Annotated in this window: 17 protein-coding genes; 3 read left to right on the top strand and 14 right to left on the bottom strand. The window is 67.0% G+C overall.

What is annotated here, in order from left to right:
• Positions 1 to 74: 74 nt before the first annotated feature.
• From CR157_RS04470 to CR157_RS04460, 3 genes are all read left to right on the top strand, one after another.
• A complete protein-coding gene (locus tag CR157_RS04470; RefSeq protein WP_110282827.1) occupies positions 75 to 554 on the top strand; it encodes a cupin domain-containing protein in 480 nt (159 codons plus the stop codon).
• A 119-nt stretch (positions 555 to 673) separates the two neighbouring features.
• Positions 674 to 1,093 carry a secondary thiamine-phosphate synthase enzyme YjbQ gene (locus CR157_RS04465; RefSeq protein ID WP_110282304.1) on the top strand — a complete coding sequence of 140 codons (420 nt, stop codon included), beginning with the start codon at positions 674 to 676 and terminating at the stop codon, positions 1,091 to 1,093.
• A gap of 226 nt (positions 1,094 to 1,319) precedes the next feature.
• Positions 1,320 to 1,835, top strand: a complete 516-nt coding sequence (locus CR157_RS04460; RefSeq protein ID WP_181421960.1) for a universal stress protein — start codon at positions 1,320 to 1,322, stop codon at positions 1,833 to 1,835.
• A gap of 196 nt (positions 1,836 to 2,031) precedes the next feature.
• Here the strand turns inward: CR157_RS04460 and CR157_RS04455 are convergent, their stop codons facing one another.
• The 14 genes from CR157_RS04455 to CR157_RS04390 form a co-directional block, all read right to left on the bottom strand.
• The gene (locus tag CR157_RS04455; RefSeq protein ID WP_110282302.1) at positions 2,032 to 2,271 is read right to left on the bottom strand and encodes a hypothetical protein; all 240 of its coding nucleotides are present in this window, start codon (positions 2,269 to 2,271) and stop codon (positions 2,032 to 2,034) included.
• A gap of 233 nt (positions 2,272 to 2,504) precedes the next feature.
• The gene (gene betT / locus CR157_RS04450) at positions 2,505 to 4,553 is read right to left on the bottom strand and encodes a choline BCCT transporter BetT (RefSeq protein ID WP_110282301.1); all 2,049 of its coding nucleotides are present in this window, start codon (positions 4,551 to 4,553) and stop codon (positions 2,505 to 2,507) included.
• Positions 4,554 to 5,009: 456 nt separating this feature from the next.
• Complete coding sequence (locus CR157_RS22505; protein WP_181421959.1) at positions 5,010 to 5,720, bottom strand: hypothetical protein; 711 nt, start codon at positions 5,718 to 5,720, stop codon at positions 5,010 to 5,012.
• 116 nt (positions 5,721 to 5,836) lie between these two features.
• Positions 5,837 to 6,556, bottom strand: a complete 720-nt coding sequence (locus CR157_RS04440) for a response regulator (RefSeq protein ID WP_110282300.1) — start codon at positions 6,554 to 6,556, stop codon at positions 5,837 to 5,839.
• Positions 6,553 to 7,998: an ATP-binding protein gene (locus CR157_RS04435; protein WP_110282299.1), complete on the bottom strand. Its 1,446-nt coding sequence runs from the start codon at positions 7,996 to 7,998 to the stop codon at positions 6,553 to 6,555. Before CR157_RS04435 ends, CR157_RS04440 begins: the two co-directional genes overlap by 4 nt.
• A 113-nt stretch (positions 7,999 to 8,111) precedes the next feature.
• On the bottom strand, positions 8,112 to 9,164 hold the full coding sequence (locus CR157_RS04430) for a LacI family DNA-binding transcriptional regulator (RefSeq protein WP_110282298.1): 1,053 nt from the start codon (positions 9,162 to 9,164) through the stop codon (positions 8,112 to 8,114).
• A 121-nt stretch (positions 9,165 to 9,285) separates the two neighbouring features.
• Complete coding sequence (locus CR157_RS04425) at positions 9,286 to 10,929, bottom strand: alpha-amylase family glycosyl hydrolase (RefSeq protein ID WP_110282297.1); 1,644 nt, start codon at positions 10,927 to 10,929, stop codon at positions 9,286 to 9,288.
• Between the two features lie 67 nt (positions 10,930 to 10,996).
• Complete coding sequence (locus CR157_RS04420) at positions 10,997 to 12,256, bottom strand: ABC transporter substrate-binding protein (RefSeq protein WP_373681009.1); 1,260 nt, start codon at positions 12,254 to 12,256, stop codon at positions 10,997 to 10,999.
• A 419-nt stretch (positions 12,257 to 12,675) separates the two neighbouring features.
• Positions 12,676 to 13,794, bottom strand: a complete 1,119-nt coding sequence (locus tag CR157_RS04415) for an ABC transporter ATP-binding protein (RefSeq protein WP_110282295.1) — start codon at positions 13,792 to 13,794, stop codon at positions 12,676 to 12,678.
• Positions 13,795 to 13,841: 47 nt separating this feature from the next.
• Positions 13,842 to 15,464: an alpha-glucosidase gene (locus CR157_RS04410; RefSeq protein WP_110282294.1), complete on the bottom strand. Its 1,623-nt coding sequence runs from the start codon at positions 15,462 to 15,464 to the stop codon at positions 13,842 to 13,844.
• Positions 15,465 to 15,488: 24 nt separating this feature from the next.
• A complete protein-coding gene (locus CR157_RS04405; RefSeq protein WP_110282293.1) occupies positions 15,489 to 16,331 on the bottom strand; it encodes a carbohydrate ABC transporter permease in 843 nt (280 codons plus the stop codon).
• On the bottom strand, positions 16,328 to 17,305 hold the full coding sequence (locus tag CR157_RS04400; RefSeq protein WP_110282292.1) for a carbohydrate ABC transporter permease: 978 nt from the start codon (positions 17,303 to 17,305) through the stop codon (positions 16,328 to 16,330). The genes CR157_RS04405 and CR157_RS04400 overlap by 4 nt, the downstream gene beginning before the upstream one ends.
• A gap of 12 nt (positions 17,306 to 17,317) precedes the next feature.
• Positions 17,318 to 18,589 (bottom strand): ABC transporter substrate-binding protein, encoded by a 1,272-nt coding sequence (locus CR157_RS04395; protein ID WP_110282291.1) that lies wholly within the window; start codon positions 18,587 to 18,589, stop codon positions 17,318 to 17,320.
• A 240-nt stretch (positions 18,590 to 18,829) separates the two neighbouring features.
• On the bottom strand, positions 18,830 to 19,771 hold the full coding sequence (locus CR157_RS04390; RefSeq protein WP_110282290.1) for a lysine exporter LysO family protein: 942 nt from the start codon (positions 19,769 to 19,771) through the stop codon (positions 18,830 to 18,832).
• Positions 19,772 to 19,881 lie beyond the last annotated feature (110 nt).

Raw genomic sequence — 19,881 nt, 5'->3', positions numbered from 1 at the left:
GTGGTGCCCGCGTCCTCGGCGAACACGGCACCCGTGCCGTGCCCCTCACATGCACACTCGAGAGGAGCATGATCATGCACAACACGCTCACTACCACTGCCATCACCCTGGGGCTCATCCTGGCCGCCGCCGGCGGCGCCCTGCAGGCCGACACCTACCAGGGCGACGGGCACCTGATCGGCACCCCCGACGCGCTCGAGTGGGGGCCGGTGGGTTCCATGGGCGAGGGCGCGGAAATTGCCATCATCGAGGGCAACCTGGCTGAGGAGGAGCCCTTCACCCTGCGTATCCGTCTCGATGACGGCTACGAGATCAAGCCCCACGTCCACCCGGCCTATGAGCGGGTCACGGTGCTCGAGGGCACCCTGCACTTCGCCCATGGCGAGAGCTTCGATCCCGACGCCACCCAGGCGCTGCCGGTGGGCGGCTACGCCATCATGTCGCCGGGGGATCCCATGTTCGGCTACGCCGAGGGCGAGACCGTCATCCAGCTCCACGGCACGGGGCCCTGGGGCATCGAGTACCTAGACCCGGCGGATGACCCACGCAACTGACCGACCCGTTGCCATGATCCCTCTTGTGCCGCACGTCGCGTCGACGTTGCGGCACTCTCTGCCAGACTTCCGGCCTGTTAGGATGGCGATACAGGCTGTCCGAACGGGAGGAGTCCGCCATGTGGATGCAGCAGGAACTGCGACTGACGCCGCGCTCGCGCGGCTTTCACCTGATCACCGACGAGGTCGTCGACGGTCTGCCCGGGTTGCGGGAGGTGTCGACGGGGCTGCTGCACCTGCAGCTGCTGCACACCTCGGCGTCGCTGACGCTCAACGAGAATGCCGACCCGGACGTGCGCCACGACCTGGATGCCTTCCTGCGCGAGCGGATTCCCGGCGACCTGCCGTATTTTCGCCATACCCTGGAGGGCCCCGACGACATGCCGGCCCATATCTGCGCCAGCCTGCTCGGTACCCAGTTGACCCTGGCGGTGCGCGGCGGCCGCCTGGCGCTGGGGACCTGGCAGGGCCTCTGGCTCGGCGAGCATCGCGACCGTGGCGGTGCGCGGCGGCTGATCGCCACCTTGCAAGGCAAATGATCGGCGAGGCCTGAACGACAAGAGGGGGCGACGCGCGCGTCGCCCCCTCTTGTCGCTGTGACGTCAGGTAGAGGGCAGGCCCCTCGTGTGACGAGGAATAATCCTTCCCCTGTGCTTGCGGCGGCTCAGCAGCGGGCAGTGTGCGGATCCGGGCCATGGGCTAAGGTAATCGATAGAGCGTGTAAGCGATTATCATCACCACCTTTTCATGTATAGGGCAGGCACGATGGACAAGCGAAAGATCCTCATTCCGATGGACGGTTCGGACGTCAGCCGCAAGATTCTTCTGCCGGTGTGTGAATTCTTCAGCCCCGATAGCTATGAGATTCTCCTGTTGCGGGCCGCCCCGGTGCCCTCCAGCCAGTTCGACTTGAGCAACGTCACCTCTCGGCCGATGATCCTGGGGCCCTATGGTGTCGTGACGACATTGGACCAGGAAGCGGATCCTCATCCCATCTTCCGGGACACGGAATGGAGCTCCTTCGAGGAGAAGCTTCGTCGTGAATTGGAGGATGACATCACTGACCTGAGATCGAAGGGGTACGACGTCTCGGTCGCCATCCACTTCGGCAAGCCGGCCGAGGAAATCGTGGAACTCGCCAAACTGCAGCATGTGGCGCTGGTGGCCATGGCGAGCCACGGACGTGCTGGCGTGAAGCGGTTGCTTGAAGGCAGCGTGACCGAGGATGTCCTGCACCACCTTTCGATCCCCATGATGATCATCAATGTCGCCGAGGCTTGAGATCAGCAAGGGTGGATGAGGGCCTGCTGCCTGTACACGGCGACGCCTGAGCGTCGCCGTGGGGCGTCATGCACCCAAGCGGTGCGGGGGCCGGAGAGGACGCCCGCTCACCGGCAATTGCCTTGTTCATGGCGATAGCCGGTGAGCCCCCGCTGCGCTTGTTGGAGATAGGGCGTCAGGCCACAGGGGCGAGCGCTCAGGGCCGCATCACCATCTTCGCCTCGGAGAGCCGCTTGACCACACTCTTGAAGCTGTTCTTGAGGATCACCATCTCGCCGCTGGTCAGGGTGACCACGGCCACCGGCTCGTGGCGCGGCTCGTTTTCCGCCTCGATCTCGGGACGAATCTGCGCGATCTGGTCGAGATGCAGCAGCAGGACGTACTCTTCCTCGGTGGTGGGATAGTCGGTGATGACCTCGATGAATCGGTTACTCATAGTCGTTTCGCTCCATGAGCGGTAGATGGCTCTCAGTCTAGTCGAGGCCTGGCAGTGTCTCGTGCGATGCTGCCAATCAGTCGCCGATGAAGATACCCTACTGTGTCCCAGCCAGATCACGCCCTGGGTGTGGTCGGAGAGGACGCCTGGTCACAGGCAGTTGCCGCGTCCCTGACGACAGACGGCGACGCCCGGGGGCGTCGCCGTTATCGCAGGAGGGAACGAGCCGCGGCTCAGGCCTGGGTGGCCTCGACGGGTGGTTCGCCCACGGCGCCGGGCATGGCCTGGACGTTGCCGCCCTCGTCGGTCAGCGCCAGGAAGTGCAGGTGGCGCTCGTACTCCGAGAGCACGTCACCGATCACCTGGCCGCGGGTATAACCGTTGAGGTCCTGGCCGGTGCCGCCCTCGGCCAGGTAGACGTCCAGCCGCACATAGTAGTCGTCATCCACCGGCAGGAAGCTCGGCGTACGCATGCGGTGCGGGCAGACCTGATAGACGAAGCTGGCGGCATTCTCCAGTTGCACCTGCAGGGTCAGGCTCGGCAGGGGCTCGCCCTCGAGCGGCTCCTCGGTCACCGTGGCCTCCTGGCCGCGGCTCTCCAGCTCCTGGGCGAACTGCGTCAGCGCCGGGTGGATGGCGTGCTCGATGGTGGCGGCGGCGCCGGCCCGGGTCGAGGTGTCCAGGGCGCGGTCGAGGCGCTCGCGCCAGTCGCCGCCCGGGGCGGTGCCGGAGACGCGACGACGGGCATCGGCCTTTCGACCCTCCAGCTTCAGTGCCTTGTACATGCCGACCATGATCGCGAAGATCACCAGCGAGAAGGGCAGGGCGGTGATCACCACGGCGCTCTGCAGGGCGGCCAGGCCGCCGGCCATCAGCAGGGCGACGGTGATCAGGCCGATCACCACCGACCAGAAGATGCGCAGGCGCACCGGGGCGTCGTGGTTCACGTCGGACAGGATCGAGGTGAAGTTGGCCAGCACCAGGGCGCCGGAGTCCGCCGAGGTGACGAAGAAGACGATGCCCAGCACCGTGACCACGGCGGCGGTGAGTCCGACCCAGGGGTAGTGCTCGAGCAGGGTGTACATGGTGGTCTGCGGCGTGTTCAGCGCCTGTTCGCCGAGCTCGACGATACCCTGATTGGCGACCAGGTCGATGCCGCTGTTACCGAACACCGACATCCACACCATCATGAAGGCCAGCGGAATGAACAGGGCACCGGCGACGAACTCGCGGATGGTACGCCCACGGGATATGCGCGCCAGGAACAGGCCGACGAAGGGCGTCCAGGCGATCCACCAGCCCCAGAAGAAGATCGTCCACCACATCTTCCACTCGTTGGCCGCGTCGCCGGCGAAGGCGTAGGTGTCGAAGCTCTTGGCCACGAAGCCCGAGAAGTAGTCGCCGGCATTGTTCACCACCATGTCGAGCAGCTTCAGGGTGTGGCCCTGGAAGAGCACGAACAGCAGCAGCGCCAGTGCCAGCAGCATGTTGAACTCGGAGAGGCGGCGGATGCCCTTCTCCACGCCGCTGACCACCGAGATCGTCGCCAGCACTACCACCAGGGCGATCAGGATGACCTGCACCGAGAGGCTTTCCGGCACGTCGAACATGTAGGCGAGGCCGTAGTTGAGCTGCATCACGCCGATGCCCAGGCTGGTGGCGATGCCGAATACCGTGGAGATCACCGCGGTGATGTCCACGGCATTGCCGATGGGGCCGTGGATGCGCTTGCCGAGCAGGGGATAGAGGGCGCTGCGGATGGCCAGCGGCAGGCGATGACGATAGCTGAAGTAGGCCAGGGCCATGCCCATCAGCACGTAGAGTCCCCAGCCGGAGAGCCCCCAGTGCATGAAGGTCTGGACCACGGCGGCGCGCATCGCCTCCTGGCTCTCCGGGGTCATGTCCGGCGGCGCCAGGTAGTGGGCCACCGGCTCGGCGACGCTGAAGAACAGCAGGTCGATGCCGATGCCGGCGGCGAACAGCATCGCCGACCAGGAGAGCAGCGAGAATTCCGGCCGCGAGTGGTCGGGGCCGAGGCGGATGCTGCCGAAGCGCGAGGCGCCGATGGCGATCACGAAGACCAGGTAGGCCACGACCGCCAGCATGTAGTACCAGCCGAAGGTCTCGCTGACCCAGGCCAGGCCGGCATCGAAGAAGGCACCGGCCTGCTCGGTGAAGAGCATGGTCAGTACGAGGAAGACCAGGATGCCGGCAACCGAACCGTGGAACACGGCCGGATTGAGACGATCCCGTCGTTCGGGGTGGGTAATGTCATGCGCCATGGGGCTGACTCCCTGAATGTTGTTGATGTCGAGTCTCACGCCGTCGGGCAACGGGTGGGCAGGGCTGTCGTGCGGGCGTTCGAAGGTGCTGGAACGTTATTTTGATTGAACGCACAATCAAAATAACGTCAATCGGTACGCCTTGGCTAGCCCCGGACCCTCGAATGTCGCCGCTGGACATGAGACGGGATGAATGGTCGGCATAATGATTTTTATTGATTGATCGTTCAAATAAAATACGCGCTTCTGCTGTCGGCTGCAACCCTGGGTTGGAGGCAGGGTGGCAGCCGGCCCGGGGAGTGCCAGGCTGCTGGTGGTCGTGGCGATCCTCTACAACACAATTTCCCCGGCATCGTCTTCTGGCTGCCGGGCGTGTCATACAACTGGCGGCGTCGGCACACGAAAAGGCCCGACACGGAGGTCGGGCCGGGGCGAACGCAGGAAGCGCCGGGCAGGTCAGTCGTTGCGGTCCTCATCCTTTTCAGCGTGCTTGTCGTCACCCCAGTGATGGTCGTGGTGGTAATGGCCGTGGCGCTTGCCATGGGCCTTTCCGCCGTGCGGCTTCAAGGCGGCCTTGAGCTCCTCGAGCTGCTCATCGCTGAGCAGTTCGGCCAGACTGGCCTGGTGCTGTTCACGCATTTCCCGCATGGCGGTGCGACGCTCTTCCCGGGAGTCGAAGTCCCGGCCACGTAGCGCCTCGAGGTCGGCGTAGATCGACTCGCGGGCCTCGCGCAGGGCCTCGCGCTCCTCGTCGCTGAGCTCCCAGCCGTCGACCAGCGCCTCGAGGCGCTCCTGCATGGCGGCGCGACGGCTCTCGCGCCACTCGCTGCGATGCTCCTCGTGCATCTCGCGGCGCGCCTCCGCGAGGGCCTCGCGCTGCTCCTCGTCGAGGATTCCATCGAGGCGCTCACGGTGCTCCCGGTGCAGCTCGCGCATGGCCTGACGGTGTTCGTTGTGGGCTTCTTCCAGGGCCTCGCGGGTGGCCTCGTCGAGGCCGGCGCGCTCGAACAGCGCCTGGCGCTTGGCCTCGCGCTGTTCCTGGTACTGCTCGTACCCGGCCGGGCGCCCTTCACCTTGGGGGCCGGCGGTGGCGGAAAGCGCCAGCGGGGCGATGGCGACGGCGAGCAGGGCGGGCAGCAGCAGCTTGCGGGAGAGGGAGATGTTCATGGTGGCACTCCTGGAAGGGCTTGAGTTGACAATGGCAGTCTCGCCCGCCGCCGTGCAAGGGGCATGCAGCGAAGGTGCAAAGGCCGTGCATCGGCCGCCCGGGGCCGGGCGGCCGGCTACTCCTCCGGCTGGTACTTGTAGCCCACGCCATAGACCGAGCGAATGATCTCCCGCTCCGGCCATACCTCGCCGATCTTCTTGCGCAGCTTCTTGATGTGGCTGTCCACGGTGCGCTCGGAGACGATGCGGTGGTCGCGGTACATGTGATCCATCAACTGGTCGCGGGAGAAGATCCGGCCGGGGGCGTGCATCATCACCCGCAGCAGCTGGAACTCCACCGCGGTCAGGCCCAGGTCCTGGCCGTCGGCCAGTGCCCGCCAGCCATCGTCGTCAAGCACCAGGTCACTGCCGGTCGTGGTGGCGGGGGCCAGGGCCGCCCGGCTGCGGCGCAGCACCGCCTTGACCCTGGCCACGACTTCCCGCGGGCTGAAGGGCTTGCAGATGTAGTCGTCGGCGCCGAGTTCGAGGCCCAGCAGGCGGTCCACCTCCTCGACCCGTGCGGTGAGCATGATCACCGGCAGCCGCGGCCAGCGCTGGCGGATCTCGCGGCACAGGGTCAGGCCGTCGGTGCCCGGCAGCATCAGGTCGAGCAACACCAGGTCGGGTGCTGCGTTGTCCTCCCTGGCGTGTTCGAGCCAGGGCAGCACCGCATCGCCATGGTCGAGGTGCCGGGTGGCGAAGCCGTTGCCCTCCAGGTAGTCGGCCACCAGCCGGGCGATCTTGGGCTCGTCCTCGACGATCAGGATGGTGTCCGGTGGGGTGTCGTGGTGGTTCATGCATGTTTCTCCCTGAATCCCGGGGCGTCGAGTGCCGGAAACTCCAGTATCCAGCATAACCCACCGAGCGACGATGGCGAGGCCATCATGCGTCCGCCATGGGCCTTGACCAGCGCGGTGGCGATGGAGAGCCCCAGACCGCTGCCGCCGCTGGCGCGGCTGCGCGAGCCTTCGACCCGGTAGAGTCGCTCGGTCAGCCGCGGCAGTTCCGGTGGCGGTACGCCCGGTGCGCTGTCCTCCCAGGTCACCCGGACCCTGTCCGTCAGTGGCTGCACGCTCACCCGGAGCCGGCCGGGGGCGTGCGTGTAGGCGCAGGTGTTGTCGAGCAGGTTGTTCCACAATTGGCGCAGGCGCTGGATGTCGCCGCGGATCCAGGCCTTGCCGGAGATCTCGGTCTCGAGGGTGATGCCGCTGTCGTCGAGCCAGCCGTGGGCTTCCTCCAGCCGGCTTGCGAGGCTCTCGGCCAGATCCAGGGGGGCGAGCTGGACCTCGAGGGCGCCGGCGTCGCTCTGGGAGAGCAGCCGCAGGTCGGCCACCAGGCGCTCGAGCTGGCCCACCTCCTGGGAGAGGGAGTGGAGGTTGTCCTGGTCCAGGGCTCGGATGCCGTCCTGCATCGCCTCGATCTCGCCACGCAGCACGGCGAGCGGGGTGCGCAGCTCGTGGGCGATGTCGGAGACCCAGCGGGAGCGCGCCGCTCGGCTGGCCTCCAGGGTGCCGGCCAGGACGTTGAAGTCGTGGGCCAGCCGCGAGAGCTCGTCGCGGCCCCGCTCGGGCAGGCGGATGCTGTAGTCGCCCTCGGTGAGGCGCCGGGTGGCCAGCGCCATGCTGCGGGTGCGCCGGCCGAGCCACCAGGAGAGACCACCGGCCAGCAGCAGCGAGGCGATGCCCAGGGAGCCGACAATGATCGTCAGGTTGCGCTGCTGACGCGCCAGGAAGATGCGGTCCATGCGCGCCATCAGCTGCTCGGGGGGACGATAGCCCAGGGTGCCGACCCGCTCGCCGTCGTATTCGATGGGCAGCCAGCGTAGTTCGGGGGGTGGGGCATGCTCGTCGGGCGGCGCCGGGGGCAGGCCGATCACCGGCAGGCCGCGGGCGTCGTGGAGCACGAAGTTACTGGCATCGCCCAGGCGGCGCTCGAAGCCCTGGGGCGGCGGCCCTTCGCCCGGCCATAGCTGCTGACGGACCAGCCGGTGCCAGGCGGAGGGAGATGCGCGCAACCACTGCCAGTCGCCGCGCCGGGCCCACTCCTCACCGAGGCCCTCGGCCAGGGTCTCGGCGCGGTTGGTCTGGGTGGTGTCGAGGTATTCGATGAAGCCGCGGTCGAGGCTGCGTGACACCGCCAGGAAGACCAGCACCGAGATGACCACGTTGACCACCAGGATGATCACGAACAGCTTGATGCCCAGGCGGGACACGGCGGGACGGGGGAGGCGGGGGCTCATGGGCGACTCGAGACGGAAGAACGGAGACCACAGCATCGCCGAAGGCGATGCAGCCATTGGTCAGGCACTGTGCAAGCAAGGTGCAAGCGCCGGCAAGCAGGGGCCGGCCAACCTCAGGGCGCGGTGTCGCCGACGATCAGCGTGGTGGGCAGCAGGGTCGACTCGGAGGGCGCCAGGCCGAGGATCATGCGCGCGGCGATGCGGCCCTTCTCGACGCTGTCCTGGCGCACCGTGGTCAACCGCGGGGCCCGGTACTGGCCCTCGGCAATGCCGTCGAAGCCGGTGAGGCGCAGGTCCTCGGGGATGCGCAGGCCGCGCTGCTCGGCCAGGGTGAGGGCGGTGAGGGCGATGCGATCCGACATGCACAGCAGCAGGTCGGGTCGCTCGTCGTCGGGCAGGTCGAGGATCTCCTCGAGCACCGGGGCGCATACCTCGAAGGTATTCTCCTCGATATTCCACATGGGCGCGTCCGAGGGTGTGAAACCCCGTTCCTCGAGGGCCCGATGGAAACCTGCCAATCGTGAACGGGTGATGCTGCTCTCGGGAGGGAGCAGGGTGTGCTCCTCGGTGATGCGGCCATTGCAGGGCTCGGCGGTGAGCCGGAGACTGACGAGCGCCGGCCGGCGCGCCGGGGTGCGCAGGGCATACCGGGCGATCATGTAGCTGGCCGGTTCGTTGTCGATATGCACGGTGGGGTAGCCTGCAGGGCTGAAGTCGATGGCCACCAGGGGGCGCTGGGCGGGCAGGTCGGCCGAGACCATCAGGCTTGGCGGCATCAGGCCGTAGGCGATGAAGCCGTCGGCGATGCTCGCCGAGCCGGGCACTTGGGAGACGTGCTGGCGACCCGAGAGCAGCAGCAGGGTATGGCCATGGGCATCCAGCACCTCGGCGATGCCGGACAGCAGTTCGCTGGCCACTGGATCGTTGATGCTGTAGGTGAGGCTCTCGGCGAGCACCACCGCGATGATCCGTGAGCGGCCGGTACGCAGGCTGCGCGCCTTGGCATCGGGACCCCGGTAGCCCAGCCGCTTTGCCTCGCCGAGGATGCGCTCGCGCAGGGCCGGCGAGAGCTGGTCGGGGCGATTGAAGGCGTTGGAGATGGTCGCCGTGGAGACACCGAGCTCGCGCGCCAGGTCCTTGAGGGTGGTACGGCGTGGGGGGGACACAGGACGACTCGGCTCCGGGTGGTTAGCTTTAACGATTTAGTTAGCAGCCTAGCATAGCGTATCGAGGGGCGAGGGGCCAGTCGGTCGGACGGCGCCGAGGCAGCCGCCGACCGCTGGTGGCTCAGGTGATGGCCAGCCAGGTCGCCTGGCCGGGTTCGAGGCCCAGCTCGCGGCCCTCCAGCTGCGGCGTGGCCATGCCCGGCAGCGCCAGGCTCGACCAGCCATTGGCGCCGGGCACCAGGTCGTCGAGTCGCACCCGTGCCGCACCCTCTTGGCCGAGATGGGCCAGGCACAGCAGGCGTTGTCCGCCCGACTGGCGTACCACCCCGAAGACGTCCTCGGGCAGCGCCTCGGGGGCGATCAATTGCTGCTCGCCCTGGCGCAGGGTATCGCTGTCGGCGCGCAGCTTCAGCAGCTGGCGTACCCGATTCAGCAGGCTGTCGGGCGCCTGGTCCTGGCGTTCCACGGCCAGGGGCCGGTGGCGCGCGAAGACCGGTAGCCAGGGGGGCACGCCCTCCGGGCAGAAGCCGCCGTTCGGTGCATCCTCCCAGACCATCGGCGTCCGGCAGCCATCGCGGCCCTTGACCTCGGGCCAGAGGTTGATGCCGAAGGGGTCCTGGAGGTCCTCATAGGCCAGTTCGGCCTCGGGCAGGCCGAGCTCCTCGCCCTGGTAGAGGCACAGGCTACCGCGCAGCGAGCAGAGCACGGTCAGTGCCAGCAGGGCGCGCTCCTCGCCCCAGCTGGTGGCGCTGCGCTCGACGTCGTGGTTGGAGAGTGCCCAGCACGGCCAGGTGTCCTCGCCGAGCTCCCGGAAGCGCGCCAGCACGTCGTGCAGCTCGGCGGCGTCGCCCGTGGAGCCCAGCAGGTCGAAGGTGTAGGCCATATGCAATCGCGACTCACCCTGAGTATAGGCGGCCATGGTCGGCAGCTGGTCGTTGCCGGCGATCTCGCCCACGGTGGTGGAGCCCGGGTACTCGTCGAGCAGGGCACGGATGCGCTCCAGGTAGGGCAGGTTCTCCGGCTGCTCGATGTTGTGCTGCTGGAACTGGTAGCTCTGGGGGTTGCCGGGCTGTACCCGTTCGCGGGGCATGGGCGGGTTGTCGGTCAGCGCGGGGTCGTGGAAGTAGTAGTTGACCACGTCGAAGCGGAAGCCGTCGACGCCGAGCTCCAGCCAGAAGCGCAGGTTGTCGAGCTGGGCCTGCTGCACCTCGGGGTTATGGAAGTTGAGGTCCGGCTGGCTGGGCAGGAAGTTGTGCAGGTAGTACTGGCGGCGCCGGGCGTCGAAGGTCCAGGCGCGGCCGCTGAAGGCGGCCATCCAGTTGTTGGGCGGGGTGCCGTCGGGCCTGGGGTCGGCCCAGACGTACCAGTCGGCCTTGGGGTTGGTGCGGTCCTGGCGGCTCTCCTGAAACCAGGGGTGCTGGTCGGAGCTGTGGGAGAGCACCTGGTCGATGATCACCCGCAGGCCCAGTTCATGGGCGCGCTCGACCAGCGCACGGAAGTCGTCCAGGGTGCCGAACATGGGGTCGACATCGCAATAGTCGGCCACGTCGTAGCCGAAGTCGTCCATCGGCGAGGTGAAGAAGGGCGACAGCCAGATGGCATCGACATTGAGGCTCGCCACATGGTCGAGCCGTGCGGTGATGCCCTTGAGATCGCCGATGCCGTCACCGTTGGCATCCAGGAAGCTGCGCGGGTAGATCTGGTAGATAGTGGCGCCGCGCCACCAGTCGGTTCGGTCGTTCGGGCGTTGCTGGGACAGGGTCATGAATACCTCCCGAAGTGGCGGAGGGCCTGGTGGCCCTCCCTGGGTCGTGGGTGAGCGGGAAGCCGGCTTACCAGCGGCGGCTGAGGCGGCGCAGCTCGCCCTCGAGCTGCTGCACGGCGGCTTCGCCGTCGAGGTCACCGGAGAGCACCGAGTGGACGCGGTTGAAGAAGGCGTTGGAGACCCGCGCGTAGGCGTCGCCGGTCACCGTGGCGGGACGCGACACGCCGCCCACCAGGGTCTCGTAGAGCTCACTCATGGAGGGGTTGCTGGCCAGTACCTCCTCGTCCTGATAGAGCGCCTCGATGGTCGGGTTCATGCCCATCTGGATGGCGTGTGCCTTCTGCTGCTCCTTCGAGGTGATGAAGGCGACCAGGTCGGCGGCCAGCTCGGGGTGTTCGGAGTAGCGCGACACGGCCCAGTTCCAGCCGCCCAGGGTGGCGACCGACTCGCCCTCCGGGCCATGGGGGAGCGGCGCCATGCCGACCTTGCCGGCCACCTCGCTGTCCTCGCCGTTGGCCAGCGACCAGACATAGGGCCAGTTGCGCAGGAACAGCGCGTTGCCGGACTGGAAGATCCCGCGGGTCTCCTCTTCGGTATGGTTGAGGGCGCCCTCGGGGGAGATGTCGCCGACCCAGCTGGCGGCCAGGTCCAGCGCGGCGGCGGCGCGTGGGTTGTTGATGGTGACGTTGCCTTCGTCGTCGACGATGGTGCCGCCGCCGTGGCTCGCCACCCACTCCAGGGCGTTGGTGGTCAGGCCCTCGTAGGCGCGGCCCTGGAAGCTGAAGCCCCAGAAATCGTCGTTGCCGGCCGCGCGCTCGGCGGCCTGGACCTCGCGGGCGATCTCGGTCAGCTGCTGCCAGGTCTCGGGGACCTCGTGCCCGTATTTTTCCAGCAGGTCCTTGCGGTAATAGAGCAGCCCGGCATCGGTGAACCAGGGCATGGCCACCAGGCGGCCGTCGACGGTGTTGTTGTCGACCAGCGCCGGGAAGAAGCCGTCGGTGGCGTCCTCGGGCAGGTACTCGGAGAGGTCCACCATGTGGTCATCGAGCATGCCGGGCCAGACGATATCGATCATCAGCACGTCGATATCGCTGGACTCGCTGCCCAGCAGCTGCTGGTAGAGCGACAGCTTCTCGGTGGCACTGTTGGGGGTGGAGACGACCTGAACGGTGTTGCCGGTCTTCTCGGCCCACTGCTCGGCGGCGATCGGGCAGTAGTCGGCGGCATCGCCGGTGCCGCAGGCGATGGAGATCTCCTCCGCCAGGACATGGGGAGCGGCCAGGAAGGTGCCCCCCAGCAGTGCCGCCCCGGTGGCCGTCTTGAGCAGGCGATGGCCGGCACGCTGGTGGGGGATCGAAACGTGAGTCATGGGAGGTTCTCCGTGATTGTCGTTGTGGAGGTCGATGTCAGTCAGGACTTAAACGTTTAAGTCTGCTGCAGACTAGTCGCCCATCTTCGACAGGGGCAACCTAGACCTTGGTTTGAGAAGTCGCCGCGAAGGCTGAAGCGATTCAGGGCATCCCGGTCGACGTCGCGCCTGTGGATCGATGGCAAAGCGCCATGGCGATGCCAGGGGCCGGCAACGACGGGTTCTCCGGCTGGGTCTTGTCGTTGCCGCCCGGCAGGTCGCCTGCTCGATGCTCGGGCCATTGACGAGGCAGGGGGCTTCCCGGTCGGGAAGCCCCTTGCCGGGTAACGCTGCGGCGTCGGCGGTAAAGGGGTCACCGGCGGACGCCGATATGGCCGTCAGGCCACGGCTCGCGTGGTCTTGACGGTCAATGCCTGGTCCTGGCCGTTGAAGAGGTGAACGTGCTCCAGGTCGGGCACCAGCGCCACGCGCTGACCGAGTGTCCAGCGGCTGGGTGCCTCGCTGCGATGGATCAGCAGGGTCTCGCCGACCTTGGGTTCGAGGTAGACATAGACCTCGTTGCCCAGGTACTCGATGTTGACGATCTCGAAGCTGTTGTCGCCGTGGGCCTCGTCGAGGCGCAGGTGTTCGGGGCGCACGCCCAGCGACAGGCTGGCGCCCTTGCTCTCGCCGCTGGCATCCTGGGGCAGGGCGAGTTCGCCCAGGCCCGGCGCCGTTACCCGGCAGCCCTCGTTGCTGCCGCTGACGGTCTTATGCATCAGCTCGGCCGGCATGAAGTTCATGGTCGGCGAGCCGATGAAGCCCGCCACGAACTTCGTTGCCGGCTGCTGGTAGAGGGTCTGGGGGCTGCCGACCTGCTCGATGCGGCCGTCGCGCAGCACCACGATCTTGTCGGCCAGGGTCATGGCTTCCACCTGGTCGTGGGTGACGTAGATCATGGTCGAACCCAGGCGGTAGTGCAGGCGGGCGATCTCGTTGCGCATCTGCACGCGCAGCGAGGCATCCAGGTTGGACAGCGGCTCGTCGAACAGCAGGATGCGCGGTTCGCGGGCCATGGCGCGGCCCATGGCCACCCGCTGGCGCTGGCCGCCGGAGAGCTCCTTGGGCTTGCGGTGCAGCAGCTCCTCGAGCTGCAGGATGCGGGCCGTGGCCATCACCCGGTCGTCCACCGTCTCGTTGGCCATCTTGGCCAGCTTGAGGCCGAAGGCCATGTTCTCGTAGACCGTCATGTGCGGATAGAGGGCGTAGGACTGGAAGACCATGCCCACGCCGCGCTCGCGCGGTGGCAGGTCGTTGACCACGCCGTCGGCGATCTTCAGCTCGCCGTCGGTGATCGATTCCAGGCCGGCGATCAGCCTCAGCAGGGTCGACTTGCCGCAGCCGGAGGGCCCGACGAAGACCACGAATTCGCCGTCGGCGACCTTGAGGTCGACGTCCTTGATGATATGGGTGTGGCCGAAGGTCTTGTTGAGCTTTTCCAGGGTCACGCTTGCCATCTTGCGACTCCTTGCCGGCCGCGAGGCCGGCATTCTTGTGTGGTGTGTCAGGTATCGAGCTGGAGATAGGCGGCCTGATAGGGCGCCAGCGTCAAGGTGTCGTTATCGAGGCGCGACGCGAAGCCATGGCCCTGGAGCGGGATGCCGGGCTGCGGTAGCGTCGTGCTCAGGCTCTCCGCGCCGAGGTTGAAGACGCACAGCAGCCGTTCGCCATGCCCCTCGCGGATAAAGCCGAGCAGGTCGTCGCCGACGTCGACCAGCTCGAGGGCGCCATCGACCAGCGCCGGGTGGGCGCGCCGGAAGGCCAGCATCTGCCGCGTCGCATTGAGGATCGACTCCTGGGCCTTTTCCTGGCACTCGACGGCCAGCGGCAGGTGCCGAGGCACCACCGGCAGCCAGGGTTCCACATCACCGGCGGTGAAGCCGCCCTGGGCACTGTCGGTCCAGGGCATGGGGGTGCGGCAGCCATCGCGACCCTTGAACTCCGGCCACAGCACCTTGCCGTAGGGGTCCTGGATGCGCTCGAAGGGCACCTCGGCCTCGGGCAGGCCGAGCTCCTCGCCCTGGTAGAGGCAGACGCTGCCGCGCAGCGAGAAGAGCAGGGCCAGCGCCACCTTGGGGTAGGCCACGGGATCTTCGCCCTGGCCCCAGCGGGTGGCACTGCGCACCACGTCGTGATTGGACAGCGCCCAGCACGGCCAGGCGTCGCCGGCCAGCCGCTGGAAGCGCTCCATCACCTCGCGGATATAGGCCGGCGAGTGCGGGTCGTTGAGCAGGTCGAAGGTATAGGCCATGTGCAGCTTGTCGCCGCCGGCCGTGTACTCGGCCATGCGCTGGAGCGGATTGTCGTCGCCGATCTCGCCCACCGTGGTGGTGCCGGGGAACTCATCCATCAGGGCACGCAGGTCCTTGAGGAAGTCGAGGTTCTCGGGGCGGCTCAGGTCATAGACGTGGCGCTGCCAGGTGTAGGGATTGCTGTCCGGTGCCCCCAGGGTCTTGGCCTTGCCGGCCGGCACCGGCGGGTTGTCGCGCAGCTCGGCGTCGTGGAAGTAGAAGTTGACCGTGTCCAGGCGGAAGCCGTCGACGCCCAGCTCCAGCCAGAAGCGCATGTTGTCCAGGTTCGCCTGGCGGACCTCGGGGTTGTGGAAGTTGAGGTCCGGTTGGCTGGTCAGGAAGTTGTGCAGGTAGTACTGACGCCGACGCGAATCGAAGGTCCAGGCCGGCCCGCCGAAGATCGACAGCCAGTTGTTGGGCGGCGTGCCGTCCGGCTTGGGGTCGGCCCACACGTACCAGTCGGCGCGGGCGTTGGTGCGGTTCTGGCGGCTCTCCTGGAACCAGGGATGCTGGTCGGACGAGTGGCTGATCACCTGGTCGATCATCACCTTGAGGCCCAGCTCATGGGCTCGGGCGAGCAGGGCCTTGAAATCCCCCAGGGTGCCGAACATCGGGTCGACGTCGCGATAATCGCTGACGTCATAACCGAAGTCGAGCATCGGCGAGGTGAAGAAGGGCGACAGCCAGATGCCGTCGACGCCCAGCGAGGCGACATAGTCGAGCTTGTCGGTGATGCCCTTGAGGTCGCCGATGCCGTCGCCGTTGGCATCCATGAAACTGCGCGGGTAGATCTGGTAGATGACGCCGCCGCGCCACCAGGTCAGGTTGTCTTGCATGTTGGAGGTCCTTGAAAGCATGGATCAGCCCTTGACGGCGCCGGCAGTGAGGCCGGAGACGATGCGCCGCTGGAAGATCATCACCAGGATGACCAGGGGGACAGTGACGGTCACCGACGCGGCCATGATCGCCCCCCACGGCAGCTCGTGCTGGCTGCCGCCGGAGATCAGGGCGATGGCCACCGGCACGGTGCGCTGGTCGTCGGTGAGGGTGAAGGTCAGGGCGAACAGGAACTCGTTCCAGGCGGCGATGAAGGCCAGCAGGCCGGTGGTCGCCATGGCCGGCCACATCAACGGCAGGAATACCTTGGTGATGATGACCCAGGGGGTGGCGCCGTCCATGATCGCCGCCTCTTCCAGCTCCATGGGCAGCTGTCGCATGAAGGTGGTCAGCACCCAGACGGTGAAGGGCAGGGTGAAGATGGTGTAGCTCAGTATCAGGCCACCGGGGTTGTTATAGAGGTTCAGGGTGCGGATGACCTCGAAGAGCCCGGAGAGCACGGCCACCTGGGGGAACATGGAGACACCGAGGATCGTCAGCATCACCGTGGTGCGGCCGCGGAAGCGCACCCGACCCAGGGCATAGGAGGCGGTGATGCCCAGCAGCAGGGCGATGAAGACCACCGAGAGCGAGACGATGATCGAGTTGAAGATGGCACGCACGAAGCTCTTCTGGGTGAAGATCTGCACATAGTTGCCGAAGTCCAGCGACGACAGCCAGAAGTCGACGCGAAACAGCTCGCTGGACGGCTTCAGCGAGGTGATCACGGCGTAGTAGAAGGGGAAGATGGCATAGACCATCACCACGGCAATCAGGGCGTAGAGCCCGACCCGCTTGGCGAGCTTGATCAGCTGATACTGGTTCATTGGTCGACTCCCAGTTGACGGCGACCCAGGTAGAGATAGATCACCACGGCCAGGGCGATGATCAGGAACAACATCGTCGAGGCGGCACTGCCGTAGCCCACGTCCTGGAACTCGACCAGCTGCTGGCGGGCGTAGATCGACATGGTCATGGTGCTGGTGGCGTTGGAGGTCAGCACGTAGATGACGTCGAACACCCGCAGGGCATCGAGCAGGCGGAAGATCACCGCGACCATCAGGGCCGGCGTGATCAGCGGCAGGGTGACCCTGAAGAAGACGCGCACGGGGTGGATGCCGTCGACCTCTGCCGCCTCGTAGCAGTCCTTGGGCAGCATCTGCAGGGCGGCCAGGACCAGTAGCGCGACGAAGGGGATGGTCTTCCAGACGTCGACCATGATCACCGCCCACATGGAGTAGGAGGCGCTGGCGGTCCAGGCGATGGGCGAATCGATGATGCCGATCGCCATCAGCATGTGGTTGATGATCCCGAACTGGTCGTTGAGCATCCAGGCCCACATCTTCGCCGAGACGATGGTGGGAATCGCCCAGGGAATCAGCACGGCGGCACGCACCAGCATGCGGCCCTTGAACTCGGCGTTGAGCAGCAGGGCGACGATGATGCCGAATACCACTTCCAGCGACACCGAGACGACGCTGAAGAACACCGTGTTCCATACCGATCGCCACCACACCGGGTCGGCGAGCAGGCCGTACCAGGTGCCATCGTCATAGACGAGATAGTTCTCGAAACCGATCAGCGCTGCGCCGGCGGTGTCGGACAACGAGGCATCGGTGAAACTGAAGTAGAAAGTGCGCAGCAGCGGCCAGCCGGCGACCAAGACCAGTGCCACCAGCATCGGCGCGAGAAAGGTCCAGGCGGCGCGGACCCGCTGGCGGCGGACCTTGGTACCACGATGATGGCCCGCCTGGGCGAGGCGCCCCTTCGCGGGGGTGCTGTCGGTTGCTTGAATCGTCATGATGACCTCCGGTTACCAGCGACGGCGCTTGATGCGCGAGAGTTCGCTATCCACCTGGGCGACGGCTTCGGCACCGCTGAGGTCTCCGGAGAGCACCTGATGCACGGCGTTGAAGAAGCTGTTGCTGACGCGGCCGTAGTTGTCGCCGGTGGGCGCCGAGGGGCGAGCCACGGCGTTGGTGAAGGTCTCGTAGAGGGTACCGAAGAAGGGCACGGCCTCGAGCACCTCCTCGTCCTGGTAGAGGGAGGCCAGGGTGGGGTTGTAGGCGCCCTCGATGGCGCGACGCTTCTGCTCGGCCTCGCCGGTCAGGAAGGCCACCAGGTCGGCGGCGAGCTCGGGATGCTCGCTGTACTTCGACACCGCCAGGTTCCAGCCGCCCAGGGTGGCCGCGCTTTCGCCCTCGGCACCGTGCGGCAGCTTGACCACCCCGACCTTGTCGCGCACGTTGCTGTCCTCGCTCTGGGCCAGTGACCAGGCGTAGGGCCAGTTGCGCATGAAGACGGCGTTGCCGCTCTGGAAGATGCCACGGGCTTCCTCCTCGGTATAGTTGAGGGCGCCGTCCGGGGAGATCTCGCCGATCCAGGTGGCGGCCAGGTCGAGGGCCTCGGCGGCGCGCTCGTTGTCGATGGTGATCTCGCCGTCGGTGTCGACGACGCTGCCGCCGCCATAGCTGGCGATCCACTCCAGGGCGTTGCAGGTCAGGCCCTCGTAGGCACGGCCCTGGAAGACATAGCCCCACATCCTGTCATTGCCCGCCTCGCGCTCGGCGGCCTGGATCTCGGTGGCGATCTCGGTCAGTTCCTGCCAGGTCTCGGGGGGCTCGAAGCCGTACTCCTCGAGCAGGTCCTTGCGATAGTAGAGCACCCCGGCATCGGTGAACCAGGGCATGGCCACCAGGCGGCCGTCGACGGTGTTGTTGGTGACGATGGTCTCGAAGTGACCCTCGGCGGCATCCGCACCGAGGGTCTCGTTCAGATCGAGCAGGTGGTTGGCCAGCAGGCCCGGCCACACCACGTCGATCTGCATCACGTCGATGTCGTCGGACTGGGCGGAGAGGATCTGCTGGTAGAGCGACAGGCGCTCGGTGGAGGAGTTGGGCGTGGAGACGATATCCACTTCGTGGCCGGTCTGCTCCTCCCAGGCCGCGACGCCCTCCTGGCAGAGGGTGAGCTCGGCCCCCACGGCGCCGCAGGAGATGGTCAGCTCCGCGGCCTGGGCCTGGCTGGTACCGGCAGTGGTAGCGCCAGCCAGGGCGATGGCGGTGATCAGTTGTTTCTTGAGCATGGTGGTTTCCTCGTCGGCTTGTTGTTTTGAGTATGGATAGGGCTGTCGGTGGTGCCAGTCATCGCGTGAACTTAAACGATTAAGTTCAGTGGCGCCCAGTTAGCCGTTTCGTGGCGCGAAGTTCAACCTAGACTTTGGGCTAACGAGCTACGAGCTACGAGCTACGAGCTACGGGCTACGGGCCACGGGCCACGGGCTACGGGCTACGGGCAGAGGGCGCCGGCGGTTGGAGGCCGCCCATCATAGGGAGAGCAGGAACAGAATCAGCGGCGGCGACAGCAGCGACAGCATGAAGCCGCTGACCACGGCGATGGGCACGCAGGCCACGCCGCCGTGCTGCTGGATCACCGGTAGGGTGAAGTCCATGGAGGTGGCGCCGCCGTAGCCGATGGCGAGTGCCGCGTGGCGGCGGATCACCAGCGGGATCAGCACGAAGGCGAGCAGCTCCCGGGTCAGGTCGTTGAAGAAGGCCACCCCACCGAGCAGGGGCCCGAGCCGGTCGCCGATCAGGATCCCCGAGAGCGAATACCAGCCGAAGCCGGCGGCCATGGCCAGTCCCTCGTTCCAGGCCAGGTCGAGCAGGGGGGCGGCCAGCAGGCCGCCGGCGAGCGAGGTCACGGCCAGCACCGTGGCGATGGCCAGGCCGAAGCGATTGAGCAGGATCTGCCGCAGGGGCATGCCGGAGTTGCGCAACTGGCAGCCGATCAGCGCGAGCAGGGCGTAGAGCACCCACTCGGCGAGGGTCTCGGCCCGGGCGAACAGCGCCGCGCCGGCCAGGCCGCCGCCGGCCAGGCCGCCGCCGGCCAGGCCCAGCAGCACGCCCAGCACCACCACGCCCACCAACGCGAGCGAGCCGGCAATGGCGGCCAGCTTGCTGGTGGGCGCGCCGGGCACCACCCGCGACGGAGCCGCACGCAGGCCGAGCCGCCGGGAGAGCCACCACAGGCCTGCCAGGTTCAGGATGCTGATCACCGCGAACAGCTGCAGGGCCTGACCGCCCAGGCGCGAGAGTTGGCTGGCGAGGTCCTCGAGTCCGGCGAGGCTCACCCCCATCAGCAGCAGGATCACGTAGACCGAGGCGTTCACCCCGTGATTGATCAGGGCCATGGCCCGGGCATGGCGAACCGGCACCAGATAGCCCAGCACCAACGGCAACAGCACGATCAGCAGACCGGACAGCATCGAGACTCCCTTCCCGGCAATAGGGCCGCCGTCGGCGGCCGTGAGGCCCGTTACTCTAGAGAAGCCCGCGGGAGAGGGGAACGGCTTTTCCCGAATGGGGGATCAGCGAC

Source organism: Halomonas sp. LBP4, from assembly GCF_003202205.1.
GTDB classification, from domain to species: domain Bacteria; phylum Pseudomonadota; class Gammaproteobacteria; order Pseudomonadales; family Halomonadaceae; genus Halomonas; species Halomonas flagellata.
Note: the sequence above shows the minus strand (reverse complement) of the source record. Positions and strands in the feature narration are given on the sequence as shown.

Excerpts from the sequence above, each read along its gene's own strand:
- CR157_RS04470 (WP_110282827.1), top strand. The coding sequence starts at position 75 with ATGCACAACACGCTCACTACCACTGCCATCACCCTGGGGCTCATCCTG.
- CR157_RS04465 (WP_110282304.1), top strand. The coding sequence starts at position 674 with ATGTGGATGCAGCAGGAACTGCGACTGACGCCGCGCTCGCGCGGCTTT.
- CR157_RS04460 (WP_181421960.1), top strand. The coding sequence starts at position 1,320 with ATGGACAAGCGAAAGATCCTCATTCCGATGGACGGTTCGGACGTCAGC.
- CR157_RS04455 (WP_110282302.1), bottom strand. The coding sequence starts at position 2,271 with ATGAGTAACCGATTCATCGAGGTCATCACCGACTATCCCACCACCGAG.
- betT (WP_110282301.1), bottom strand. The coding sequence starts at position 4,553 with ATGGCGCATGACATTACCCACCCCGAACGACGGGATCGTCTCAATCCG.
- CR157_RS22505 (WP_181421959.1), bottom strand. The coding sequence starts at position 5,720 with ATGAACATCTCCCTCTCCCGCAAGCTGCTGCTGCCCGCCCTGCTCGCC.
- CR157_RS04440 (WP_110282300.1), bottom strand. The coding sequence starts at position 6,556 with ATGAACCACCACGACACCCCACCGGACACCATCCTGATCGTCGAGGAC.
- CR157_RS04435 (WP_110282299.1), bottom strand. The coding sequence starts at position 7,998 with ATGAGCCCCCGCCTCCCCCGTCCCGCCGTGTCCCGCCTGGGCATCAAG.
- CR157_RS04425 (WP_110282297.1), bottom strand. The coding sequence starts at position 10,929 with ATGACCCTGTCCCAGCAACGCCCGAACGACCGAACCGACTGGTGGCGC.
- CR157_RS04415 (WP_110282295.1), bottom strand. The coding sequence starts at position 13,794 with ATGGCAAGCGTGACCCTGGAAAAGCTCAACAAGACCTTCGGCCACACC.
- CR157_RS04410 (WP_110282294.1), bottom strand. The coding sequence starts at position 15,464 with ATGCAAGACAACCTGACCTGGTGGCGCGGCGGCGTCATCTACCAGATC.
- CR157_RS04405 (WP_110282293.1), bottom strand. The coding sequence starts at position 16,331 with ATGAACCAGTATCAGCTGATCAAGCTCGCCAAGCGGGTCGGGCTCTAC.
- CR157_RS04400 (WP_110282292.1), bottom strand. The coding sequence starts at position 17,305 with ATGACGATTCAAGCAACCGACAGCACCCCCGCGAAGGGGCGCCTCGCC.
- CR157_RS04395 (WP_110282291.1), bottom strand. The coding sequence starts at position 18,589 with ATGCTCAAGAAACAACTGATCACCGCCATCGCCCTGGCTGGCGCTACC.
- CR157_RS04390 (WP_110282290.1), bottom strand. The coding sequence starts at position 19,771 with ATGCTGTCCGGTCTGCTGATCGTGCTGTTGCCGTTGGTGCTGGGCTAT.